Source organism: Faecalibacterium tardum, assembly GCF_040096515.1.
GTDB classification, from domain to species: Bacteria; Bacillota; Clostridia; order Oscillospirales; family Ruminococcaceae; genus Faecalibacterium; species Faecalibacterium tardum.
In genome coordinates, this window is record NZ_JBBMEO010000008.1 from 46476 (window position 1) to 70824 (window position 24349).

A 24349-nucleotide genomic window follows, 5' to 3' on the forward strand; every position below is an offset into this window, starting at 1 on the left:
GGAGAAGTGGAAAAATGTCCTTTGAAAAAGCAAAAGCAGACCTGGAAGAAAAAGGTCTGGGAGACCATGTCATTGTGCTGAACGAGTCCTCGGCAACTGTGGCAGAGGCAGCCCACGCATTGGGCGTGGAGCCTGCCAGCATCGCCAAAACGCTGTCGGTTCTGCAGGGCGAAAAGCCGGTGCTCATCGTCACCGAGGGCACGGCAAAGCTGGACAACCACAAGTACAAGAGCCTGTTCCACATCAAGGCTAAAATGATCCCCTACGATGAGGTGGAAGCCTATGTGGGTCATGCACCCGGCGGTGTGTGCCCCTTTGGAGTGAACGAGGGCGTGGCGGTCTATCTGGACGAGAGCCTGCGCAAGTTCGACACCGTCTACCCGGCAGCGGGCAATGGCCACACCGCCGTCAAGCTGACCTTGCAGGAGCTGGAAGCAGCCGCCGGAGCCGAGGGCTGGGTGGATGTCTGCAAGGAGCCGGAAGGCGAGTAAGGTATCATAAGATAAACGCAAAGGGAGCTCTGCCCGGACCTTCGTCCGTGACGGAACTCCCTTTTTAGCTTTATAGAAAAACCATAAGTCATCTGCCACGGTCAACGGAGCAAGAACCACACACCCAGCAGGATCGCAAGGAAAATCAGGTTGGACAGGGTGAACAGCCCAAAATACTGCTTCTTCCCCTGTGGCAGCTCCCGTGCGATCTGTCGGTAGGAAATAAGACTGGCCATGGATGCAATCAAAGTGCCAAGACCTCCCAGATTGGTGCCGATGATGAGGGATTGTGTCTCTGCCGTGAACCCGGACAGCAGCAGGGCGGCGGGAACATTACTGGTGACCTGCGAAGCAAGAACTGCCACCAGAACTTCCCGGCCGGTCAAAAACTCCTGCAGCCAGCCGGAAAAGGCCGGAATGCGCCCCAGATTGCCAATGAAGATGAAAAAAGCCACAAAGGTCAAAAGCAAGGAATAGTCCACCGTCCGTAAGGTGCGTGGGTCTGCAAAAAGGGCGCAGACGAGCACAGCGGCAAAGGCAATGCCATAGGGCAGCACCCGGATCACGGACAGCAGGCAGACGGCAAACAGCACCAGATACAGCAGGATGATCTTCTGATTCCCCTGAGATGCAGAAGAAGAAACAAGCTCGTCCACGGAAAGGGCGGCAGAGGCTTTCCGGCAGACCAGCGCTGCCCAAGCCAGCAGCAGGAGCAGAGAGACCAGTGTGTAGGGCAGCATAAGAAGCACAAATCCCCCGATGCTCATGCCGCTTTTTCCGTAAAGATAGAGGTTCTGCGGGTTGCCGATGGGGGTCAGCATACTGCCAAGGTTTGCCGCAATGGTCTGCATACAGACCACCGGGATCAGAAGGGAGCGGCGGACATCCGCTCCCAGACGGCTCAGGACCACGAACGTAAAGGAAACGAAGGTCAGCAGGGAAACATCGTTGGTGATGAACATGCTTCCAAAAAAGCACAGCCCGACCAGTACCAGCGTCAGCTGAAAGGTGCTGTGGGTGCGGGACAGCAATGCCCGTCCCAGTCCATCAAAAAAGCCCTGCCGCCGCAGCCCGGCCATGACCGTCATCAAGGAAAACAAAATCGCCAGCGTGCGCAGATCGATGTAGCCGAGATACTGCGCATCCGGCGGAACAAAGAAGGCGGAGACAACGGCCAGCACAGCGGCTGCGGTGAGGACCGTTTCCTGCTGAATGAATTGTTTGAGTAGTTTCATAGAGACACATCCTTGTAGTTGTAAAGGCAGCCCAGCTACGGTGCCGGACGGCCTTTTTCCGTATTTCAGAGCAACAGCTCAAACAACCCGATCATCAGCGGCATGGTCAGGATGGAAAGCAGCGTGCTCAGGACATAGATCGCGCTGGAATGAGAAGCATCCCGGTCATAGAGCTGTGCCATGGAGGTGACCGTTGCGCAGGCGGGGGTAATGGCAGAAAGGTAGACCGTCATCAGGATGGACTTGCCGTCCGGGATCCAAAGGGATGCGTGAACTGCCCAAAGCAGCAGAACGATGACCAGCGGAACTCCCAGCAGACGCAGAAATACCGGCAGATAGTTGCGCGGGGTGCAGAAAACCTTTTTCAGGGGCACTTCCGCAATGGCCATGCCTGCCAGCAGCATTCCCATGGGGCCGATCATATTGCCGACACTGCTCAGTGTGCTGGCGATCGGGGCAGGCAGCGAGACGTGCAGCAGGTACAGCAGAGCACCGGCTGCAATAGCGATCAGGTTGACATTGGTAAGGAGCTTGCGCCATTCCAGCCGGGCAGACCCCTGCAGGCAGGCGCTGGCATGGGTCCAGAGCAGTACCAGCTGTACAATGACAAAGGCGCAGGAGTAGACAACATATTCCTCCCCCAGCAGGGCCTGCACAATGGGGATGACCAGCGCGGCGGCATTACTGTAAATGATATTGACCTGCTCCACAGCGTCCAGCTTGAGAGCTTTGCGGAACAGCGCATTCAGAAGCAGAAATACAACGTGCATTCCAACGGCGATGCCCATGGAATAAAGCAGCCCGGTGCGGATCTCCGGTGTATCCTTGATCTGGAAGGCGTTCAGAACGACACAGGGCATGACCAGATAGACAAAGACCACAGACAGCACCTTGCTGTCCGATGCCTTCAATAAGCCGGTTTTCACAACGGCATATCCCATCAGCAGAATCAGAAATAGCTGCGCGATCTGCTGCATCAATAAAAGGCTGATTTGCATTTAGAACTCCTCTTTTGCAATTCGTTTTTGCAGCACAATCCTACTCCATTAGCGGGGCATCGTCAAGAGAAAACAGAAAAAATGCAATCTGAATAAGAAAAAACGGATGGCTTCGCAGAACCATCCGCTAAAATCTGAGATCCACCCAGCAGCAAAAGGATGCACCGCAGATAAAATAAGGACAAAGAGCGGAGAACGGGATAAAAGCAGCTCTCCGCTTTGCTGAATGGAGACGTGCAGTTGGAGCAGGATGGTGGTTCCTTTAAACGAATGCTGCCGAGGAATCTTCCTGTTTTGGAGGGCTTCCCCGGCGACTTTTTTGACAAGCACTAATTATTGCTTTTTTGCCTGCCTTTTGCAAAAAGACGCATTCACTGCCGCAAAGAAATCGGACGCGCGTGTTTTTTTGTGAATAAATATGTGAAAATTGATTGAAAATTCTTCCTGATAATGGTAAAATATTTTTATATCTCTCTTGTGCTGTGCCTTTTCGCGGGAAAGGGGCAGTGCAAAACAGGAAGCACGCAAAAATTGCGGCATCATTTCCGTGGACGGGTTTTACAGCGCACACTCTTGCGGGCGGTGATGTATAAGCAGTAGGCCATAGCAGCTTTGCCGCAAAGCGGCAGCTGCCCAAGAGTTGTGAGGAGAACGAATTTGACGAACAAAAAAACACGGCACCGCCTCATTTCTGCGCTTTTGGCGCTGGTGGTGGGGCTGTCCCTGTTGACCGGCTGCGGCGCAAAAAGCCCGGAACAGGTGGAAAAGCAGGAGGACGCCCAGACCATTCAGGTGTATCTGTGGAGCACCAGCCTGTACGGGACCTATGCACCCTATGTGCAGTCCCAGCTGCCGGATGTGAACATTGAGTTCATCGTGGGCAACAATGATCTGGATTTTTACAAGTTTTTGCAGCAGAACGGCGGTCTGCCGGATATCATCACCTGCTGCCGGTTCTCGCTGCACGACGCTGCACCCCTGAAGGACAGCCTGATGAACCTTGCCATGACCAACGAAGCGGGCGCTGTGTACAACACCTACCTCAACAGCTTTAAAAACGAGGACGGCAGCGTGAACTGGCTGCCGGTCTGTGCGGATGCCCACGGCTTTGTGGTCAACCGCAGTCTTTTTGAGCAGTACGATATCCCGCTGCCCACCGATTACGCAAGCTTTGTTTCCGCCTGTCAGGCATTTGAAGCGCTGGGCATCCGTGGCTTTACCGCCGACTATACCTATGATTACACCTGCATGGAGACCCTGCAGGGGCTTTCCGCTGCCGAGCTTACCACAACGGAAGGGCGCAAGTGGCGCACCGCATACAGCGACCCCGCCAGCACCGCGCGGGTGGGTCTGGACGATGCCGTGTGGCCGGGTGCCTTTGAGCGGATGGCGCAGTTCATTCAGGATACCCACCTTACGGCAGACGACCTTGCGTTGAATTACGACGATGTGACCGGGATGTTCCGCAATGGGGAAGTTGCCATGTACTTTGGCAGCTCTGCCGGCGTGAAGATGTTTCAGGATGAGGGCATCGACACCATTTTTATGCCCTTCTTCAGCCAGAACGGCGAAAAGTGGATCATGACCACCCCGTATTTCCAAGTTGCCCTGAACCGAGATCTCGAGCAGGACACCGCGCGCCGCGAAACAGCCATGAAGGTGCTGAACGTCATGCTCTCTGAGGAGGCGCAGAACCGCATCGTTGCCGACGGACAGGACGTGCTGAGCTACAGCCAGAACGTCCCCCTGCGCCTGACCGAGTACATGAAGGATGTGCGCGATGTGGTGGAAGAAAACCACATGTATATCCGCATTGCCTCCAACGATTTCTTTGCCGTTTCCAAGGATGTTGTCTCCAAAATGATCGCGGGCAAGTACACGGCAAAACAGGCTTACCGGGCGTTCAATGCCCAGCTTCTCGCCGAAGAGGAGCCTGCTGCGGACGAGCCCGTGTTGACCAGCGGAAAGAGCTATTCCAACGTGTTCCACGCAAACGGCGGCAACGCTGCTTTCTCGGTTATGGCAAACACGCTGCGTGGCGTTTACGGCACGGATGTGCTGCTTGCCACCGCAAACAGCTTTACCGGCAGTGTGCTGAAGGCAGACTATACCCCCAAAATGGCGGATTCCATGATCATGCCCAACGGCCTGATGTCCCGCCAACGCACCATGACCGGTGCTGAGCTGAAGGAGCTCGTCCGCGCCTTTGTGGAAGGCTGCGAGGGCGGCTTTGTGCCCTTTAATCGTGGTTCTCTGCCGATCGTCAGCGGCATTGCCGTGGAGGTAAAGGAGGCAAGTGGCAGCTATACCCTGACCGGCATCACCCGCAATGGGCAGCCGCTGCGGGATGACGACACCGTTACCGTGACCTGTCTGGCAGCGGAAAAGCAGATGGAAGCCATGCTTGCCAGCGAAAGCGGCGTATCTGCGGGCGAAGATACATGGGTGAAAAACACATGGCACGATCATGTTTCCGGCGGCGGCGCAGCGCTTGCAGAGCCTGAAAACTATATGACACTGAGGTGAACGGAATGGCAGACGAAAAGCGTAAACCAAAACGGAGCTGCCATCCCCGGCAAAAGTGGCTCCCTGCTGCTGCCGCTATCCTTCTGCTGGTCTTACTGGCAGTCGGGCTCAGCGTGCGGTACATCTCGTTTGTGTCGCAGACCATCTATCAGGAAAGCACCTCGCATCTGGAAGAGGTGCTGCATAAATCCAACAATATGCTAAAAGAGATGGTGCGCAAAAATGTGACCTATCTGCATCTGTACAACGGCTTTCTGGAAAACACCTCGGATGAGGACGAAATTCAGGCGTATATCAAGCAAGCACAGAAGAATACCGGATTTGCCAACTTTTACTTTCTTACCTACGACGGCAACTACATCACCGTGACCGGGGAGACCGGCTATCTTGGCTTGCAGACCAATCTGGACGAAAAGCTCGCCCATGATGAGGATATCGTTGTGAACACGGCGCTGCCCGGCAAGCCCCAGATGCTTGCGTTCATCTGTCCTGAAACGCAGGGCAGCTACCGGGGCTTTGCCTACGATGCCATTGCCATCTCTTATTATAATGATGCGGTGCTGAGATTGCTGGACAACTCTGCCTTTGAGGGCAATGCCAGCAACTATGTCATCTACCCGGATGGGCGGGTGGTCATCGACAGTTCTGTAAACCGCAAGGAGACCATTTACAATTTCATTGCGATGCTGCGCAGCTATTCCGATCTTTCCGAGGAACAGATCACGGAGCTGTCCAATGCCTTTGCGCAGGGCAGCAGCGGAAACCTGAGGGTCAAACTGGGCGACACCAGCTATTATCTGGTCTACGAGGGTACGGCTGTCCAGAACTGGACGATGGTGGGGCTTGTGCCGGTCAAGATCGTCAATGCCAGTCTGGACGAGCTGTGGTTCCATACGGTGCAGATCGTGGCGGGCGTCGTTGCAGGTCTTGCACTGCTGGTCATTCTGCTCATTGTGCGCAGAAGCCATACAACCCTGCGCCGGAAGAATACTGAGATCTCGTACCGGGACGAGCTGTTCCAGAAGCTTTCGCTGAACGTGGATGATGTTTTCCTGATGCTGGACGCAGAGACCTCCAAGGTGGATTATGTCAGCCCGAATATTGAGCGGCTGCTGGGAATCCCGTGGAGAGAAGTCCGGCAGGATGCCCGTGTTCTGGCAGCGCTGCACCCGAAGGATGACCCGGACCGCGACAAGAACTTTCTGGAAGGGCTTCTCAGCGGGGAACAGCGCGAGTGGGATACGGAGTATGAGCATCGGGAGACTAAGGAACGGCGCTGGTTCCATAACATCGCCATAGGTAGCGAGGTGGAGGGCAGAGCCAAGTATATCCTTGTCTTGTCCGACCGCACCGCTGATAAGCAGGTGAATCAGGCGCTTTCCAACGCAGTTGCCGCCGCCGAGACCGCCAACCGAGCCAAGAGCACTTTTCTTTCCAATATGTCCCACGATATCCGCACCCCCATGAACGCCATCATCGGCTTTACTACGCTGGCGCTCAGCAATATCAACGATACCGAGCGGGTGAAGGATTATCTTGGCAAGACCCTTGCATCCAGCAACCATCTGCTCTCCCTCATCAACGATGTGCTGGATATGAGCCGCATTGAAAGCGGAAAGATCCATCTGGAAGAGGTGGAAGTCAACCTTTCGGATGTGCTGCACGATTTAAAAACCATCGTCAGCGGGCAAATTTACGCAAAGCAGCTGGAGCTTTACATGGACGTCATGGACGTGACCGACGAGGACGTCTACTGCGACAAGACCCGGCTGAACCAGATTTTGCTGAACCTGCTGTCCAACGCCATCAAGTTCACCCCGGCGGGCGGCACGGTCTCGGTGCGGGTGCGGCAGCTTGCCGGTAAAGTGCGCGGCTGCGGACAGTACGAGTTCCGCATCAAGGATAACGGCATCGGCATGAGCCCGGAGTTTGCCAAAAAGATCTTTGAGCCCTTCGAACGGGAGCGCACCTCCACGGTAAGCCGCATCCAAGGCACCGGCCTTGGCATGGCCATTACCAAAAACATCGTGGATATGATGGGCGGCACCATCGAGGTGCAGACAGCGCAGGGCAAGGGCACCGAGTTTACCGTCTGCGTGCCCATGCGCGCACAGACCGAGCAGCGCCCGGTGGAAAAAATCACCGAGCTGGAGGGCCTGAAAGCACTGGTGGTGGATGACGACTTCAACACCTGCGACAGCGTGACAAAGATGCTGGTCAAGGTGGGTATGCGCGCCGAGTGGACGCTTTCCGGCAAGGAAGCGGTGCTGCGTGCACGGCAGTCTATCGAGATGAGCGATGCCTACCACGCCTATATCATCGACTGGCGCCTGCCGGATATGAACGGCATCGAGGTCACCCGCCGCATCCGCAGTCTGAACGATGATACGCCCATTATCATCCTGACCGCCTACGACTGGTCGGATATCGAGGTGGAGGCAAAGGCAGCCGGCGTGACCGCTTTCTGCGCCAAGCCTATGTTCATGTCCGACCTGCGCGAGACCCTGATGAGCGCACTCGGCCAGAAACAGACGGATGCGGTGCAGGGGCTTCTGCCGGATAAGAACGCCGACTTCAAGGGTAAGCACATTCTGCTGGTGGAGGATAATGAGCTGAACCGTGAGATCGCGCAGGAGATTCTGCGGGAGTACGGCTTCCTTGTTGATTCGGCGGAAAACGGTGCAGTAGCGGTGGAAAAGGTAAGCACCGCCGCGCCGGGCAGCTACGATCTGGTGCTGATGGACGTGCAGATGCCGATCATGGATGGCTATACCGCCACCCGTCAGATCCGCGCGCTGGACGACCCTGCGCGGGCAAGGCTGCCGATCCTTGCCATGACCGCCAACGCCTTTGACGAGGACCGCCGCAACGCCTTGGAAAGCGGCATGAACGGCTTTTTGTCCAAGCCCATCGTGATCGGCGACCTTGTGCAGGAGCTGCACAAAATTTTGTGAACGGGATGCCTGAAACGAACCCTGAAAGCTAGAGAAAAATAAGAATTTAGCAATCTGAACGGTCTGAATCCTGTATTGTACAGGGCGCAGACCGTTTAGTTTTAATTTGATTCGGCGGTTGTAGTAGTAGTCGATATACGCAACAATGGCCTTTTCGAGCTGCGTCCGGCTGTCCCGGTAGGCGTAGACAGGGGAGAGGGGGGCGTCTTTCAGCAGCACATAGTCCACCGCCGTGGCGCTCAGCACCGGCCAGGCGTTGCTGCTGAATTGCCGCACTCTGCAGAGCTACTGCATCGCCCCGGGGCAAAGCTGCTGCCACCGGGCAAAGCCCCCTGCAATACCGCAAAAGTGCGCTGAAGAGTGCTTCTCAAGAATAAGGCTCGATAAAAACAAAAAATCCCGGAAGCCGAAGCTTCCGGGAATCTTTTGGAGGTGACGACCAGATTTGAACTGGTGGATGAGGGTTTTGCAGACCCTTGCCTTACCACTTGGCCACGTCACCATATAAGGGAGTGATGAATACCACTCCAATGGAGCGGCCGACGAGGCTCGAACTCGCTACCTCCACCTTGGCAAGGTGGCGCTCTACCAGATGAGCTACGGCCGCATATTCGGTGCATTTGTCCCTGCACCCTCCCGAGCGATTCTTGCGAATTTCGGGGCCCCCGCGAAAGCTTGCGAAGCAAGATTTTGTGGGGAAGAGGAGGAATTTCAGAGTTTGTTACGGCGGTCTTACTTGTAAGACTGCCAAACAAACGGCTGACATTCCGACGAAGCGACCCGGATCGGGCTCGAACCGACGACCCCCAGCGTGACAGGCTGGTGCTCTAACCAACTGAGCTACCGGGCCATACCGGAGCAACTATTGCTGCTCCTTAATGGAGCGGCCGACGAGGCTCGAACTCGCTACCTCCACCTTGGCAAGGTGGCGCTCTACCAGATGAGCTACGGCCGCATATTGGGAAACCCTGACGGGTTTCCTTGACGTGGTGCCTCCGATCGGAATCGAACCAATGACACGGGGATTTTCAGTCCCCTGCTCTACCGACTGAGCTACAGAGGCGCACCGGACGATGATTATTATACCTGAAATTTCGATTTTGTAAAGGGGTAAATGCAAACTTTTTTGAAAAAATTGAAAAGTTTTTGTTTTCCAACGTCCCTGCGCGCAAAATAAGAACGACTTTTTTCGCGGTTTTCGTGTCGGAGGGCTGCGCCGGAAAAGAGAGAAAGAACATTTGACAAGTTTTACAACCTATGGTTTAATAAAAGAAAAGAACACAGGCGCCGAGGCCCGCAGAGATGCTGTTATATATCTTATATAATAGAAAGGGCAGGCGCTTGCTTTGATTACAGGACGTCCTGCACAGCACAGCTGCGGCGGGACGGGAGGAGCAGCATGGCAAAAAAACAGGAATATGGCAACGAGAGCATTACCTCGTTAAAGGGCGCCGACCGTGTGCGTAAGCGCCCGGCAGTCATCTTTGGCTCAGACGGTGTGGAGGGCTGTGCCCACTCGATCTTTGAAATCGTGTCCAACTCCATCGACGAAGCCCGTGACGGCCACGGCGATACCATCAACGTGACCCGCTGCAAGGACGGCAGCGTCATCGTAGAGGATTTTGGCCGCGGTATGCCCGTGGACTGGAACAACGGCGAGGGGCGCTTCAACTGGGAGCTGCTGTTCTGCGAGATGTACGCGGGCGGCAAGTACGGCGAGGGCGAGGATAACTACGAGTTCAGCCTTGGCCTGAACGGTCTGGGTCTGTGCGCCACTCAGTACGCCTCGGCGTGGATGACCGCCGATATCTACCGTGACGGCTATCACTACCATCTGGACTTTAAAAAGGGCGAGAACGTGGGCGGCCTGCAAAAGGAGCCCTACAAGGGACGCCGCACCGGCAGTATCATCCACTGGAAGCCGGACGACGAGGTGTTTACCGATATCGATGTGCCCGGCAGCTACTATAAGGATGTGCTGCGCCGTCAGGCTGTGGTCAACGCGGGGCTTACCCTCAACTTTACCGATGAAAAGGAAAAGGACCCTGCCACCGGCAAGCCATGGCATGAAAGCTGGTGCTACCAGAACGGCATCGCGGACTATGTGGCCGAGGTGGCCGGGGAGGATACCCTGACCCCCGTGTTCAGCTGCGAGAGCGAGGCCGTGGGCCGGGACCGCGAGGATCAGCCGGACTATAAGGTGCGCATGAGTGCGGCTTTTTGTTTCTCTAATAAGGTGCAGCTGCTGGAATACTACCACAACTCTTCCTGGCTGGAGCACGGCGGCAGCCCGGAGCACGCGGTGCGCACCGCCTTTGTCTACCAGATCAACAAGTACCTGAAGGAAAAGAACCTGTACAAAAAGGGCGAGAGCGCCATCAGCTTTCAGGACGTGCAGGACTGTCTGGTGTATGTGTCCTCCAGCTTTTCCACCCGCACCAGCTACGAGAACCAGACCAAAAAGGCCATCACCAATAAATTTGTCTCGCAGGCTATGACCGACTTCCTCAAGCATTATCTGGAGGTCTATTTTCTGGAAAAGCCGGAGGAGGCTCAGAAGATCTGCCAGCAGGTGCTGGTGAACAAGCAGAGCCGCGAGCACGCAGAAAAAACGCGCCAGAGTATCAAAAAAACGCTCTCCACGCAAATCGACTTAGCCAACCGCGTGCAGAAGTTTGTGGACTGTCGCACCCGGGATTCCGCCCGCCGCGAGCTGTATATCGTGGAGGGCGACTCGGCTATGGGCGCGGTCAAGTCCAGCCGGGACAGTGAATATCAGGCCATCATGCCCATCCGCGGCAAGATTTTGAACTGCCTGAAGGCGGATTATGCCCGCATCTTCAAGTCGGACGTCATTGTGGATCTTATCAAGGTGATGGGCTGCGGCGTGGAACTGGGCGGCAAGCACAACAAGGAACTGGCTACTTTTAACCTCGAAAACCTGCGGTTCAATAAGATCGTCATCTGTACCGATGCCGACGTGGACGGCTACCAGATCCGCACCCTTGTGCTGACCATGCTCTACCGCCTTACCCCCACCCTGATCAACAAGGGCTATGTGTATATCGCAGAGTCGCCTTTGTATGAGATCACCACGAAGGACCGCACCTATTTTGCCTATACCGAGCCGGAAAAGGCCGCTTTTCTGGAAAAGATCGGGGACAAAAAATACACCATCCAGCGCTCCAAAGGCTTGGGCGAGAACGACCCTGAGATGATGTGGCTGACCACCATGAACCCGGAGAGCCGCCGCCTTATTAAAGTAATGCCCACCGATGTGGTGCAGACTGCGCAGGTGTTCGATATCTTGCTGGGCGACAATCTGGCAGGCCGCAAGGAGCATATCGCCCAGCACGGCGCAGAGTATCTGGATGATCTGGACGTGTCCTGAAAACAGAACGATACCGTGCCAAAGCCTTCCCCCGGCCGGGGGAAGGTGGCGAGTTTACGAGCCGGATGAGGGCGCGGGCGGCAGCAATGCTCCCCAAAAGCCCGAAACACGGCCTCTGGACAGTATGAGGAAACACAATGGCAAAAAAATCGACCAAGAAAACCTTAAAGCCGGTGCGCCCGCAGCTGGGCGACAGCGTTGAAATTTTAAACGCAGGCAGCGTGCTGGAAGATCCCATTACCCGCACGCTGGAAACCAACTATATGCCCTACGCCATGAGCGTCATCGTCAGCCGCGCTTTGCCGGAAATCGACGGCTTCAAGCCGGCGCACCGCAAGCTGCTGTACACCATGTATGAGATGGGGCTGCTCAAGGGCGCACGCACCAAGTCTGCCAACATCGTGGGCAGCACCATGCACCTGAACCCCCATGGTGACGCCGCCATCTACGACACCATGGTGCGCATGGGACGCGGCAACGAGAGCCTGCTGGTGCCCTTTGTGGACAGCAAGGGCAACTTTGGCAAGGCGTACAGCCGCGATATGTCCTGCGCCGCTGCCCGTTACACCGAGGCAAAGCTGGAAGGCGTGTGCGAGGAGCTGTTCCGGGATATCGACAAAGAAACTGTGGACTTTGTGCCCAACTACGACAGCACCACCACCGAGCCCACCCTGCTGCCGGTCACTTTCCCCACCATTCTGGCCAACAATACGCTGGGCATTGCGGTGGGCATGGCCTGCAACATCTGCTCTTTCAATCTGGCAGAGCTGTGCGCCACCACCGTGGCGCTGATGAAGGACGAGCACCACGATATCGGCACCACCATGCCTGCCCCGGACTTTGTGGGCGGCGGTCAGATCTTGTATGATGAAGCGCAGATGCGTGAAATTTACGAAAACGGCCGCGGCAGCGTAAAGGTGCGCGCCCGCTACAATGCAGTGCCCGGCGAAAATATGATCGAGGTCACCCAGATCCCGCCCACCACCACGGTGGAGGCCATCATGGACAAGATCGCAGAGCTGGTCAAGACCGGCAAGGTCAAGGAGATCAGCGATATGCGCGATGAGACCGACCTGAACGGCCTGAAGCTGACGCTGGATCTCAAGCGCGGCGTGGATGCCGACAAGCTGATGGCGAAGTTGTTCAAAACTACCCCGCTGGAGGACAGCTTCAGCTGCAACTTCAACATTCTGGTGTCCGGCCAGCCCCGGGTCATGGGTGTGCGGGAGATCCTGAAGGAGTGGACGGCCTTCCGCGTTGAGTGCGTGCGCCGCCGCACCTACTACGACCTGCACGGCAAGGAAAAGCGGCTGCACCTGTTGCAGGGTCTTGCCGCCATCCTGCTGGATATCGACAAGGCCATCCGCATCATCCGCACTACTGAGGAAGAGACCGAGGTGGTGCCCAACCTGATGATCGGCTTTGGCATCGACGAGGTGCAGGCGGACTATGTGGCAGAGATTAAGCTGCGCCATCTGAACCGGGAATACATCCTCAAGCGCACCGGCGAGATCGAGCAGCTGGAAAAGGATATTGCCGACCTGAACGATGTGCTGGCAAAGCCTGCCCGCATCCGCCGCATTATCATCAATGAACTGAACGATGTAGCGAAAAAATACGGCAAGCCCCGCTGCAGTGAGATCTTGTACGACCTGCCCGAGGAGGACGCCGCCGCCGAGGAAGAAGCTGTGCCGGACTACCCGGTGACTGTGTTCTTTACCCGGGAGGGCTACTTTAAAAAGATCCCGCCCCAGAGCCTGCGCACCGCCGGTGCGCACAAGCTGAAGGAGGGCGACGAGATCATCCAGCAGCTGGAGACCCGCAACAACGTGGAGGCGCTGTTCTTTACCGACAAGCAGCAGGTGTACAAGGTGCGTCTGGCAGAGCTGGAGGACGGAAAAGTGGCGCAGATGGGCATCTTCATCCCGGGGCGGCTGGGCATGGACGAGGGCGAAAACGTACTGAGCATGGTCATTACCGGCGATTACAGCGGCTTTATGCTGTTCTTCTTTGCCAGCGGTAAGTGCGCAAAGATCCCCCTCAGCTCCTACGCCACCAAGCAGAACCGCCGCAAGCTGCTGAAGGCGTACAGCGATAAGGAGCCGCTGGCGAAGCTGCTCTACCTGCCGGAGGAGACCGAGCTTGCCATCCGCACCAGCGCCAGCCGGATGCTGCTGGTGGGCACGGCACAGATCGCCGCCAAGACCACCCGCGATAGTCAGGGTGTGGCGGTGGTCACCCTGAAAAAGAACCAGACCATCGCCTCGGTGGTGCCGGCCGACACCTTAGAGCTGGCCAACCCCCACCGCTATCGCGTGCGCAGCCTGCCCGCCACCGGTGCGCTGATCCGCGCCGAGGACGAGGGCGAACAGATGAGCCTGCTTTGATTGGCAGACGGCGGGGAGCTTTCCTTCGCAAATAAGCCCGGAATCCCCCGTTCCGCCCCAGTGCTGCGCACCGGGGCCCCACTTCGCCGGAATTTGCTCAGGAAACTCCCCGCTGCCTTTCCGAAAAGTCCCCTCTTGTGAAAATAGGGAAACGGAGCGCCCGCAGGCGTGCCGTTTCCCCGAAAACAAAATATTCTTTCCACTGTTAATGTCAGAGCAAAGCGGAGACGATTTTAAATCGTTTATCCTGAAAAGAGGAAGCTGTTATGCAAAATATCGACCTGATCTGTGTGGGCAAGCTGAACGCCAAATATTTCGCCGAGGGCGTGGCAGAGTACCAGAAGCGGTTGGCGGCCTTTGCCGCCTTCCGCATCATTGAGCTGCCGGAGGAAAAGATCGAGGAGAAAAACGCCTCGGATGCCGTGGTAAAAAAGGCGCTGGACAAGGAGGGTAAGGCCATCCTTTCCAATGTGCGCAAGGGTGCTGCTATTGTGGCCATGTGCATTGAGGGCAAACAGATCTCCTCCGACGAGCTGGCGCAGTTTCTGGCACAGCGCGCCGGCAGTGGGGCAGGGGATGTGGCCTTTGTCATCGGCTCGTCCCATGGCCTGTCCGACGAGGTGAAAAAGGCCGCTACCCTCAAGTTCAGCATGGGGCGCATCACCATGCCCCATCAGCTGGCACGGCTGGTGCTCACAGAACAGATCTACCGCGCCTGCACCATTAATGCGGGTATGAAGTACCACAAGTAAAATGTGTTTTTTTGGCTCCCGGAGCGTTCGCAGGCGCTCCGGGAGCCATTTTTACAGAAACATGTAAAATCTGCCGAAAAAACATTTTTTGGCTTTTCTTTTGGAGCGGTTTTTATTATACTGATAGCATGGATTATTCTGTTGCAAAATGAAACAAAAATGGTAGGGAAAAACCATGAAAAAACACAAAAGAGAACTGCGGCTGGCGGTATGTCTGCTGGCGCTGGCAATGTGTGCGGCGCTGCTTTGCAGCTGCCTGCATACCGGAAAAGCCGACAGCTATACGGCAGCAATGCCGGTCATCGTGGTGGGCAGCGATAACTACCCGCCCTTCAACTATATGAGTACAGACGGCACGCCCACCGGCATTGACGTAGAACTGGCCACCGAGGCGTTCAGGCGGCTGGGCTGCCGGGCAAAATTTGTGACCATCGACTGGGAAAAGAAGAAGGAACTGGTGGAAAACGACACCATCGACTGCATCTGGGGCAGTTTTACCATGGACGGCCGCGAGGAAGAATACCAATGGGCAGGGCCTTATCTGTACAGCCGTCAGGTGGTGGCAGTGCGCTCCGACAGCGACATCTATACCCTGCAGGATCTGGCCGGCAAGGTAGTGGCGGTGCAGTCCACCACAAAGCCGGAGGAGCTGTTTTTGAACGCAGAGCAGAACGGACTGCCCCGGCTGCGCAGGCTGTATTCCCTGCAGAACCGGGATCTGCTCTACACCACCCTGCTCAAAGGCTACGCGGACGCCTTAGCCGCCCACGAAAGCGCCATCCGGCAGTTCATGAAGGATTACAGCGTAGAATATCGCATTCTGGACGAGCCGCTGATGACGGCGCGGCTGGGCGTTGCCTTTGCCAAAGAGCGCGGCGATGACCTGCCGCAGCAGCTGACGGAGGTGTTTCAGGAGATGCTGGCGGATGGCACCGTCCGGCAGATCGTGAGCCGCTATCTGGACGACCCCGAGCACTATCTGGATGGACTGGAGGACAGCACCCATGCGTGACGGAATGGAAAAGAGCCAGAGTATTTTCAACCGGAAGCAGTTCATTATGGTGTGTGCACTTGCGGGACTGTTGCTGCTGGGCGGCGTGCTGGGGCTTTCGGCGCACAGTGATCTGCAAAATGCTGAAAAGCAGTTTGAGGATACCATCAGCTATGTTAAGGAGCAGTGCACCGGCTACGATAACCTGAACCTTGCCACGGAGACCAAAAGCCTGATGCGGATGATGGAAAACGCCCAGCATCTGTGCAGTGAGATCGCTCGGGATCAACAGGAAAACCACGGGCGGGTGCTGGACGATGCCGCCATGGAAGAATATTTGCAGGATTATACCCTCAGCGGCATCCTTGTGCTTTCGGCAGAGGGCAAAATTTTGTGCGGTGCCTCACAGGATGGCCGGGTGTCAGACCCGCAGATCCGGGAACAGATGGAAAAGGAGCTGGCCGGTTCTATCGTGCTGAAGGTGGCCGACCACCCGGAACAGGTCTACGCCGGGCGGACGGAAAAGGAGGATAGCTCCTATGTGGACACCGCAGCCTGCGCCCGGAAGGACGGGGACGGGGTGCTTGTGGTATACTACCGCACCACGGCAGAATATGTACGCAATTACAGCCTTTCCTACCAGAACTGCGTGCAGGGCTATAACCCCGCTGTGGACGGAACCATCGTGGTGACCCGTGGTGACCGCATCGTGGCCAGCAACGATACTGCCTTGCTGGATACCACCGTGGACGAAAACCCCACCCTTTCTGCCCTAAAGGCGCGCAGCACCGATGGCGGCGTAATCCATGTGCACAGCACCACCGGGCAGCAGTACGCCTACGGCATCGTAGGGCAGGGACGCAGTTTTTACATCTATGTTTACCGCCCGGAGCAGGAGGTATATGTCTCTACCATGCGCAATGTGAGCATGGCTGCCTTTGCTTACATGGTCGTTCTGTTCCTGCTGCAATTGCTGCGCGGCAAGACCGACCAGCGCTACCGGGAGCAGCAGCTGCGCCGGGAGCAGGAGTACCAAAAGACCCTCAAGGCGGCTGCGCTGAAGGCGGAGAGCGCAAACCTTGCCAAGACCGAGTTTTTACAGCGCATGAGCCACGATATCCGCACCCCCATCAACGGCATCCGGGGTATGGTGGAGATCGGCGACCGCTGCCCGGAGGATATGGCACGGCAGGCCGACTGCCGCAAAAAGATCTGGGAGGCTTCCACCCTGCTGCTGGAGCTGGTGAACGAGGTGCTGGACATGGGCAAGCTGGAGTCCGGCGAGGTGGTGCTGGAAAACGTGCCCTTTGATCTGCCCGAGCTGATGCACGAGATCACGGACGTGCTGGAAAAACAGGCGGCAGAACGCGGAATTGTTCTGCACCGGGAATACGGCAGGCTGCCGCATCCACGGCTGGTGGGCAGCCCGCTGCACGTCAAACGGCTGCTGATGAATGTGCTCAGCAATGCCATCAAGTATAACCGGGAAAAGGGCCGGGTGATGCTGGACTGCTTTGAATTGAGCAGCAACGGGGACAAGGCGCAGATCTGTTTTGTCTGCGCGGACACCGGCATCGGTATGAGCGAGGAATTCCAGCAGCGGATGTTCGAGCCCTTCACGCAGGAGAACGCCGGGGCACGCTCGGTATACGGCGGCACCGGCCTTGGCATGTCCATTGCCAAAAGTCTTGTGGATAAGATGGGCGGTACCATCGGGGTGGAAAGCAAGCAGGGCGTGGGCACAACCTACACCATCACCCTGCCTTTTGCTATCGACAATACTGCAACAGAAGAGCCGGAGCGGCAGCAGACAGACCTTACCGTGCTGCAGGGACGGCGGATGCTGCTGGCCGAGGACAACGCCCTGAATATGGAGATCATGGAGTTTTTACTGAACGATGTGGGTGTAAAAGTGACCAAAGCCGCCGATGGACAGCAGGCAGTGGAAGCCTTTGCGGCCTCGCCGGTGGACGGCTTTGACGCCATTCTGATGGACGTGATGATGCCGGTGCGGGACGGCCACGAGGCCACCCGCGCCATCCGCGCCATGGACCGCCCGGACGCAAAGAGCATCCCCATCTTTGCCATGACGGCAAACGCCTTTACAGAGGATCGCCGTAAGGCGCTGGAATCCGGCATGAATGAGCACCTGTCTAAACCAATCGACCCGGATGCCCTGTACCGCCTGCTGGTAAAATACCTGACAGAGCGCAACTGAACTGTTTGCCGGGCTTTACAAGCGGGGCAAAACATGGTACAGTAAATATACTGTGCTTGCGCAAGCCACAAGCACGCCCGGCGGTGGGAAAGCCGCCGGCACACAACACGATACGACACGGCAAACCAGCCGCGGACGGAAAGGATGTACTACAATGGAACAGAGCGAAAAGACCCTTGACATGATCGTCAATCTTTGCAAGAACCGTGGTTATGTGTTCCCCGGTTCCGAGATCTACGGCGGTCTGGCCAACAGCTGGGACTACGGCCCCCTTGGCGTGGAGTTCAAGAACAACGTCAAAAAGGCATGGCTGAAAAAGTTTGTGCAGGAAAGCCCCTATAACGTGGGCTTGGATGCTGCCATCATCATGAACCCGCAGACATGGGTGACCACCGGCCATGTGTCCAGCTTCTCGGACCCCCTGCTGGACTGCCGCGCCTGCAAGGCACGCCACCGCGCCGACAAGCTGATCGGTGAGGAGCACCCCGAGGTGAACGTGGACGCCATGAGCTTTGACGAGATGGACGCTTTCATCGCAGAGCACGAGGATATCGTCTGCCCTGTGTGCGGCAAGCACGATTTTACCCCCATCCGCAAGTTCAACCTGATGTTCAAGACTGCCATCGGCGTGACCGAGGATAGCTCCTCCACCTGCTATCTGCGTCCCGAGACCGCACAGGGCATCTTTGTCAACTTTGCCAACATCCAGCGCACCACCCGCCGCAAGTTGCCCTTCGGTGTGTGTCAGGTGGGCAAGGCCTTCCGCAACGAGATCACCCCGGGCAACTTCACCTTCCGCACCCGCGAGTTCGAGCAGATGGAGTGCGAGTTCTTCTGCAAGCCCGGCACGGATCTGGACTGGTTTGCTTACTGGAAGGACTACTGCGAGAACTGGCTGCTGAGCCTTGGCATCAAGAAGGAGCACCTGCGCCTGCGTGACCACGAGCCTGCAGAGCTGGCCTTCTACAGCCGCGCTACCACTGACATCGAGTATGCCTTCCCGTTCACCGACTGGGGCGAGCTGTGGGGCATTGCAGACCGTACCAACTACGACCTGACCCGCCATCAGGAGGCTTCCGGCAAGAGTCTGGAGTACTTCGACAGCGAGACCAACGAGCACTACATTCCCTACGTCATCGAGCCCTCTCTGGGCTGCGACCGTGTGGCGCTGGCTTTCCTGTGCGAGGCTTACGATGAGGAGCACCTGACCGACAGCAAGGGCAAGGAGGATATCCGCACCGTGCTGCATCTGCATCCGGCTCTGGCTCCCTACAAGTGCGCCGTGCTGCCCCTGAGCAAGAAGCTGGGCGAGAAGGCTATGGAGATCCGCAACGAGCTGAGCAAGTACTTCATGGTGGATTACGACGATACCGGTTCTATCGGTAAGCGTTACCGCCGCGAGGACGAGATCGGCACCCCGTTCTGCATCACCGTGGACTTTGACACCGTGGGCGACGAGGCCAAGGGCATTGCTGCCGACAACTGCGTCACCGTCCGTGACCGTGACACCATGGAGCAGGTGCGTATGCCCATCAGCGAGCTGAAGAGCTACATCGAGAGCAAGATCGAGTTCTAAAAATACACTATCATGCACAAAAGCAGCCCCGCCGGTGCTCCGACGGGGCTGCTTTTTTAGTGTCGTGACGGCTGAAAAAAGTGGCTCAGAAACGTCCGCAGACGTTTCTGAGCCACAAAATCTAAAATCGTCAGGCGGGCGGTTTACTGCTGGGCGAAGATCTTGACCTCGTCCCTGTCCATAAAGGCAGCGCCCGCAAAGCCTGCTGCTTCCAGCTGACCCAGCTGCTTGCCCAGCTTTTTGCCCTGCAGCAGCACGGTGACGTTGTACTGCTCACGCAGCGCAGCAGCTTTGCGCAGCACGGCGGGGAAGTCGGTGCCTTTGCCGTACAGCAGGGCGATCTTCTGCTTTGCGCCGGGGATCTGGTATCCCTGCTCCAGCAGGATGCCGCACACCCGCTCGAAGCCAATGGAGAAGCCCACGGCGGGCACCTGCACGCCAAGGAACTTGCCCACCATGTTGTCGTAGCGTCCACCGCCGGCTACAGCACCGCTGAACTGCGGGCAGGTCACCTCGAACACCATGCCGGTGTAGTAGCCCTGACCGCGCACCAGACTGGGACAGTAGGCCACCTGATAGCGGCCGGCAGCCAGCGTGTTGGCGGTGGCCAGCACATACTTCAGGTCGTCGGCGATGGCGGGGTCGGCGCAGCGGGCAGCTACGGCGTCCAGCGTCACGTCCCCGGCGGCAATAAAGTCTGCCAGTGCGTTGATGGCGCTCTCCGGCAGCTGCTTCTCGGTCAGCTCGGCTTTCACGCCCTCGGCACCGATCTTGTCCATCTTGTCAAAGGTGATGCAGACGGAGTCCAGCGTGTCGGCGGCAAAGCCCATGCTCTCCAGCATCCCGCGCAGGATGCGGCGGTCGTTGATGTTGACGGTAAAGCCGGTAAAGCCGATGTTCAGCAAGGCGCGGGTGGTCACATCGATCAGCTCCACCTCGGCGTTGGGGGAAGCATCGCCCAGAATGTCGATATCACACTGTACAAACTCGCGCAGACGGCCCTTCTGCGGGCGCTCGGCGCGGAACACCCGGTCGGTCTGAATGACCTTGAAAGGGTTGGGCAGCTTATCCTTGTTGGCTGCGTAATAGCGGCTCAGCGGCAGGGTAAGGTCGTAGCGCAGACCCATATCGGACAGCTGCTTGGGGTCGCCGGTGTTCAGGGCAGCGGTCAGCTTATCGCCGCGCTTGAGCACCTTGAAGATCAGGTTCAGGTTGTCGCCGCCCTCGGATTTATCGAGATTTTCCATATCCTCCAGCATGGGGGTGGAGATGCGCTCAAAACCGGCAGAGCGGTAGGTCTCCAGAATCTTGCCCTGAATGTAGTCGCGCAGGGTCTGTTCGGCGGGCAGCAGGTCCCGCATACCCTTCAAAGCCTGTGTTTTCATAACAGTAATTCCTCTCTATCTGTAAATTGTACCCGCCCTCGATGCCTGAAAAGGGGCGGGAGCGTTTTAACTCAGTACTTTACCATTATAAAGGATAATGCCGGATTGTCAATCCAAATGGGCACACTATCGCAAATTGCACAAATCTTTGAGGTGAAAGTATGAAGCAGCAGTTTGCAGCAAAACACCCGTGGACCATTCTGGCTGCGGGGGCAGCCATTCAGGTGCTTACCGGCTTACCGGCGGCTTGGGGCGTATTTCAGAAGCCGGTCATGGAGGAATACGGCCTTTCGGAGCAGGGTGCAGGCTACGCCTTTGCGTTGCTCATCGCCGCTTTTGGGGTGGGGTGTGTGCTGGGCGGCTTTTTGCAGGATAAAAAGGGTCCGCGCTGCGCGGCGTTGTGGGGCACAGCCCTGCTCTGCGGCGGCTTTTTTGCAGCGGCCTTTCTGCCGGGCAGGGCAGGGTGGGGGTTCTTTCTGGCCTTCAGCATCCCGGCGGGGCTGGGCACAGCCTTTTTGTACCCCTCTATCCAGTCCTGCGCCCAAAAGTGGTACGCGGGGCGCAAGGGACTGGCGACCGGGGTCATCGGCGGAGCGGTGGGACTTTCCGGCGCGTTCCTTACCCTGTTCGTCCGGGCGGCGTTGCGGGGCTTTGGCCCGGTGCAGGGCATCCGGGGCGCGTTCTGGGCGCTGGGGGCGCTCACCCTGCCGGTGTGCCTTGCGGGCAGCGCGGTACTCAGCGACCCACCGCAGAAAAAGCAGCAGCCAAGCGGAAAAAACACCCTCGACCTTTCCCCGGGGCAGATGCTGCGCACAAAGCAGTACTGGCTGTGCGCGGGCGCGGTGTGCTTTTCCACCCCGGCGGTGCTGCTGTTCAGCCCCATCATCCTAAAGCTGGGTATGGAGCGCGGGCTGGATGAAACTGCTGCGCTGTGGAGCATCGTACTGGGCAGCGTGGGCAGCGCTGCGGGACGGATGCTGATGCCCATGCTCAGCGACCACATTGGCCGCCGCGCCACCGACCTTGGGCTGTTTGCGGCTTCGCTTGCGCTGTCGGCGGCGTTCTGGGCAGCGCAGGGCTGGTGGGTGGTGGTGTGCTACGCCGGGCTTACCTTCTGCTACTCGGCGCTGGCGGCGGTGCTGCCCGCCCTTTCCACCGACCTGTTCGGCCTGCCCCATGCGGGGGTGAATTACGGCTTTCTGGCACTGGGGCAGAGCGTGGGCAGTCTTGCGTTCCCCTTTGCGGCTGATCTGCTGGCGTTGGAAAACGGGCGGCACCTGCTTGCCATAGCTGGTGCGGCAGCGGGTTTTGCAGCCATTTGGGCGCTGCATCCGGTGCGGAAAGACCTGCGCTGAAACGCGCAAAAAGAAAGAGCTGCAAAAAGTTTGCCGGTGCTTACGGCAGAATTGACAAAAACTTGACGATTGTTTTGTATAAAGCGGTGGAAATGCCAGTTAGCTCTGCATGACCGTAAAACCCGGCTGTACTTTTTGCAGGAAATGACTTGCAAAATTCGTCCGTTTTCTCTATAATAAAATCATGCGTGGTAGTACCGGTGCAGGCGCTGAAAGAGAGCAGCGCACCCGGTTCGGATGCAAGCAGTATGGAGCAGCAGCTGTGCCGGCAGGGCGCGGCGGCGGTTTTATGCTGCCAAAGCGACATTTGTCAAAAGGAGAGTATGATTATGACCTATTCGCAGCAAGTACAGAATATGTGCCCGATCACCAAAGGTCCTAAGCATGGTCCGGCTCCCATCCCCGAAGAGGGTGCATGGGTCAAGGCCTATGAGATCAAGGACATCAGCGGCTACACCCATGGTGTGGGCTGGTGTGCACCCCAGCAGGGCACCTGCAAGCTGTCCCTGAACATCAAGAACGGCGTCATCGAAGAGGCTCTGGTGGAGACCATCGGCTGCTCCGGCATGACCCACTCTGCTGCTATGGCAGGCGAGATCCTGCCCGGCAAGACCATTCTGGAAGCTCTGAACACCGACCTGGTGTGCGACGCCATCAACGTGGCTATGCGCGAGCTGTTCCTGCAGATCGTCTACGGCCGCAGCCAGACCGCTTTCTCTGAGGACGGTCTGCCCATCGGCGCAGGTCTGGACGACCTAGGCAAGGGTCTGCGCTCCATGACCGGCACCATCTTCTCCACCAAGGAGAAGGGTGTGCGCTACCTGGAGCTGACCGAGGGCTACATCAACAAGCTGGCAGTGGACGCTAACGATGAGGTCATCGGCTATCAGTTCGTTAAGCTGGGCAAGATGATGGAGGATATCCGTCACGGCAAGACCCCCAACGAGGCTTACGAGAAGAACGTGGGTACTTACGGCCGCTTCAGCAAGGAGCAGGGCGCTGTGAAGTACATCGACCCGCGTGAGGAATAAGAGAGGAGGAACAACTCAATGGCAACTTTTGAATCTATGGATCGCCGTATGCCTAAAATCGAGGCATGCCTGAAGGCTAACGGTCTGGAGTCTCTGGACGCTTGCAACGAGATGCTCCTCGCTAAGGGCATCGACTGCGACAAGATCGTCCGCGGCGTGCAGCCCATCTGCTTTGATAACGCTGTCTGGGCTTACACTCTGGGCACCGCTATCGCTGTGAAGCGCGGCCTGACCGACGCTGCCGAGTGCGCAGCTGCAATCGGTGAGGGTCTGGAAGCTTTCACCATCCCCGGCTCTGTTGCTGAGCAGCGTCAGGTCGGTCTGGGCCACGGCAACCTGGGCGCTCGTCTGCTGAGCGAGGACACCACCTGCTTCGCTTTCCTGGCAGGCCACGAGTCCTTTGCTGCTGCTGAGGGTGCTATCGGCATCGCCCGCACCGCAAACAAGGTCCGTAAGACCCCCCTGCGCGTCATCCTGAACGGTCTGGGCAAGGACGCAGCTTACATTATTTCCCGTATCAACGGCTTCACCTATGTGCAGACCGAGTACGATATCCCCACCCAGACCCTGACTGTGGTCAAGGAGATCCCCTTCTCCGAGGGTGAGCGTGCAGCCGTTAAGTGCTACGGCGCTAACGACGTTATGGAAGGCGTTGCCATCATGAAGAAGGAGGACGTGCAGTGCTCCATCACCGGCAACTCCACCAACCCCGTCCGCTTCCAGCATCTGGTTGCCGGTACCTACAAGAAGTGGGCTATCGAGAACGGCAAGAAGTACTTCTCCGTTGCTTCCGGCGGCGGCACCGGCCGTACCCTGCACCCCGATAACGTGGCTGCAGGCCCCGCAAGCTACGGCCTGACCGACTCTCTGGGCCGCGTGCACGGCGATGCTCAGTTCGCAGGCTCCTCTTCTGTGCCCGCACACGTTGAGATGATGGGTCTGATCGGCATGGGCAACAACCCCATGGTCGGTGCTACCGTTGCCTGCGCTGTTGCTGCAGCTCAGGCTAACGCCTAAGTCTTTCCTAAGTTTCAGCGAGGGGGAGCTGCTTTCCGAATG

15 protein-coding genes, 5 tRNA genes and 1 pseudogene are annotated in these 24349 nt (G+C 57.4%); 12 read left to right on the plus strand and 9 right to left on the minus strand.

Annotated features, from left to right (window positions below; genetic code table 11):
• Positions 1–14 precede the first annotated feature (14 nt).
• Positions 15–491, plus strand: coding sequence for a YbaK/EbsC family protein (locus tag WMO44_RS07265; protein WP_055185794.1), 477 nt, complete (start codon positions 15–17; stop codon positions 489–491).
• A 101-nt stretch (positions 492–592) separates the two neighbouring features.
• On the opposite strand, the gene WMO44_RS07270 is transcribed toward WMO44_RS07265, so the two are convergent.
• The gene (locus WMO44_RS07270) at positions 593–1726 is read right to left on the minus strand and encodes an SLC13 family permease (protein WP_349152183.1); all 1134 of its coding nucleotides are present in this window, start codon (positions 1724–1726) and stop codon (positions 593–595) included.
• A 65-nt stretch (positions 1727–1791) separates the two neighbouring features.
• Positions 1792–2724 (minus strand): AEC family transporter, encoded by a 933-nt coding sequence (locus WMO44_RS07275; RefSeq protein WP_349152184.1) that lies wholly within the window; start codon positions 2722–2724, stop codon positions 1792–1794.
• Between the two features lie 657 nt (positions 2725–3381).
• Between WMO44_RS07275 and WMO44_RS07280 the strand changes: the two genes are divergently transcribed.
• On the plus strand, positions 3382–5250 hold the full coding sequence (locus WMO44_RS07280) for an extracellular solute-binding protein (RefSeq protein ID WP_349152185.1): 1869 nt from the start codon (positions 3382–3384) through the stop codon (positions 5248–5250).
• A 5-nt stretch (positions 5251–5255) separates the two neighbouring features.
• Positions 5256–8204: a response regulator gene (locus WMO44_RS07285; RefSeq protein WP_349152186.1), complete on the plus strand. Its 2949-nt coding sequence runs from the start codon at positions 5256–5258 to the stop codon at positions 8202–8204.
• A gap of 60 nt (positions 8205–8264) precedes the next feature.
• Here the strand turns inward: WMO44_RS07285 and WMO44_RS07290 are convergent.
• The 6 genes and pseudogenes from WMO44_RS07290 to WMO44_RS07315 all read right to left on the minus strand — a co-directional run.
• Positions 8265–8366: pseudogene (locus WMO44_RS07290) on the minus strand (IS3 family transposase); the annotation flags it as partial.
• A 265-nt stretch (positions 8367–8631) separates the two neighbouring features.
• Positions 8632–8706: transfer RNA gene (locus WMO44_RS07295), tRNA-Cys, on the minus strand.
• A gap of 29 nt (positions 8707–8735) precedes the next feature.
• Positions 8736–8811, minus strand: a tRNA-Gly gene (locus WMO44_RS07300).
• A 169-nt stretch (positions 8812–8980) separates the two neighbouring features.
• Positions 8981–9054 (minus strand) — tRNA-Asp (locus WMO44_RS07305).
• Between the two features lie 29 nt (positions 9055–9083).
• Positions 9084–9159, minus strand: a tRNA-Gly gene (locus WMO44_RS07310).
• Between the two features lie 32 nt (positions 9160–9191).
• Positions 9192–9267: transfer RNA gene (locus tag WMO44_RS07315), tRNA-Phe, on the minus strand.
• 336 nt (positions 9268–9603) lie between these two features.
• On the opposite strand from WMO44_RS07315, the gene WMO44_RS07320 reads away from it, so the two are divergent.
• From WMO44_RS07320 to WMO44_RS07345, 6 genes are all read left to right on the plus strand, one after another.
• Entirely contained in the window at positions 9604–11595 is a 1992-nt protein-coding gene (locus WMO44_RS07320) for a DNA gyrase/topoisomerase IV subunit B (RefSeq protein ID WP_349152187.1), read from the plus strand.
• Between the two features lie 137 nt (positions 11596–11732).
• The gene (locus tag WMO44_RS07325) at positions 11733–13982 is read left to right on the plus strand and encodes a DNA gyrase subunit A (RefSeq protein WP_349152188.1); all 2250 of its coding nucleotides are present in this window, start codon (positions 11733–11735) and stop codon (positions 13980–13982) included.
• A 266-nt stretch (positions 13983–14248) separates the two neighbouring features.
• A complete protein-coding gene (gene rlmH, locus WMO44_RS07330; RefSeq protein WP_349152189.1) occupies positions 14249–14734 on the plus strand; it encodes a 23S rRNA (pseudouridine(1915)-N(3))-methyltransferase RlmH in 486 nt (161 codons plus the stop codon).
• A 175-nt stretch (positions 14735–14909) separates the two neighbouring features.
• Complete coding sequence (locus WMO44_RS07335) at positions 14910–15746, plus strand: substrate-binding periplasmic protein (RefSeq protein WP_349152190.1); 837 nt, start codon at positions 14910–14912, stop codon at positions 15744–15746.
• The gene (locus WMO44_RS07340) at positions 15739–17943 is read left to right on the plus strand and encodes an ATP-binding protein (RefSeq protein WP_349152191.1); all 2205 of its coding nucleotides are present in this window, start codon (positions 15739–15741) and stop codon (positions 17941–17943) included. The genes WMO44_RS07335 and WMO44_RS07340 overlap by 8 nt, the downstream gene beginning before the upstream one ends.
• Positions 17944–18097: 154 nt before the next feature.
• On the plus strand, positions 18098–19519 hold the full coding sequence (locus tag WMO44_RS07345; protein ID WP_005922101.1) for a glycine--tRNA ligase: 1422 nt from the start codon (positions 18098–18100) through the stop codon (positions 19517–19519).
• Between the two features lie 143 nt (positions 19520–19662).
• Here WMO44_RS07345 and hisS read toward each other — a convergent pair whose 3' ends face one another.
• Entirely contained in the window at positions 19663–20904 is a 1242-nt protein-coding gene (gene hisS / locus WMO44_RS07350) for a histidine--tRNA ligase (protein ID WP_349152192.1), read from the minus strand.
• 161 nt (positions 20905–21065) lie between these two features.
• Between hisS and WMO44_RS07355 the strand changes: the two genes are divergently transcribed.
• The 3 genes from WMO44_RS07355 (at position 21066) to WMO44_RS07365 (ending at position 24307) form a co-directional block, all read left to right on the plus strand.
• Positions 21066–22259, plus strand: a complete 1194-nt coding sequence (locus WMO44_RS07355) for an MFS transporter (protein ID WP_349152193.1) — start codon at positions 21066–21068, stop codon at positions 22257–22259.
• Positions 22260–22588: 329 nt separating this feature from the next.
• A complete protein-coding gene (locus tag WMO44_RS07360) occupies positions 22589–23290 on the plus strand; it encodes an iron-sulfur cluster assembly scaffold protein (RefSeq protein ID WP_015537775.1) in 702 nt (233 codons plus the stop codon).
• Between the two features lie 18 nt (positions 23291–23308).
• The gene (locus WMO44_RS07365) at positions 23309–24307 is read left to right on the plus strand and encodes a GGGtGRT protein (RefSeq protein ID WP_005935035.1); all 999 of its coding nucleotides are present in this window, start codon (positions 23309–23311) and stop codon (positions 24305–24307) included.
• Positions 24308–24349: the final 42 nt, after the last annotated feature.

What these genes read in the sequence shown, in the direction of transcription:
- WMO44_RS07360 (WP_015537775.1), top strand. Translation starts at nt 22,589, where the DNA reads ATGACCTATTCGCAGCAAGTACAGAATATGTGCCCGATCACCAAAGGT.
- WMO44_RS07365 (WP_005935035.1), top strand. Translation starts at nt 23,309, where the DNA reads ATGGCAACTTTTGAATCTATGGATCGCCGTATGCCTAAAATCGAGGCA.
- WMO44_RS07355 (WP_349152193.1), top strand. Translation starts at nt 21,066, where the DNA reads ATGAAGCAGCAGTTTGCAGCAAAACACCCGTGGACCATTCTGGCTGCG.
- WMO44_RS07265 (WP_055185794.1), top strand. Translation starts at nt 15, where the DNA reads ATGTCCTTTGAAAAAGCAAAAGCAGACCTGGAAGAAAAAGGTCTGGGA.
- WMO44_RS07345 (WP_005922101.1), top strand. Translation starts at nt 18,098, where the DNA reads ATGGAACAGAGCGAAAAGACCCTTGACATGATCGTCAATCTTTGCAAG.
- WMO44_RS07325 (WP_349152188.1), top strand. Translation starts at nt 11,733, where the DNA reads ATGGCAAAAAAATCGACCAAGAAAACCTTAAAGCCGGTGCGCCCGCAG.
- WMO44_RS07335 (WP_349152190.1), top strand. Translation starts at nt 14,910, where the DNA reads ATGAAAAAACACAAAAGAGAACTGCGGCTGGCGGTATGTCTGCTGGCG.
- hisS (WP_349152192.1), bottom strand. Translation starts at nt 20,904, where the DNA reads ATGAAAACACAGGCTTTGAAGGGTATGCGGGACCTGCTGCCCGCCGAA.
- WMO44_RS07275 (WP_349152184.1), bottom strand. Translation starts at nt 2,724, where the DNA reads ATGCAAATCAGCCTTTTATTGATGCAGCAGATCGCGCAGCTATTTCTG.
- WMO44_RS07320 (WP_349152187.1), top strand. Translation starts at nt 9,604, where the DNA reads ATGGCAAAAAAACAGGAATATGGCAACGAGAGCATTACCTCGTTAAAG.
- rlmH (WP_349152189.1), top strand. Translation starts at nt 14,249, where the DNA reads ATGCAAAATATCGACCTGATCTGTGTGGGCAAGCTGAACGCCAAATAT.
- WMO44_RS07340 (WP_349152191.1), top strand. Translation starts at nt 15,739, where the DNA reads ATGCGTGACGGAATGGAAAAGAGCCAGAGTATTTTCAACCGGAAGCAG.
- WMO44_RS07285 (WP_349152186.1), top strand. Translation starts at nt 5,256, where the DNA reads ATGGCAGACGAAAAGCGTAAACCAAAACGGAGCTGCCATCCCCGGCAA.
- WMO44_RS07270 (WP_349152183.1), bottom strand. Translation starts at nt 1,726, where the DNA reads ATGAAACTACTCAAACAATTCATTCAGCAGGAAACGGTCCTCACCGCA.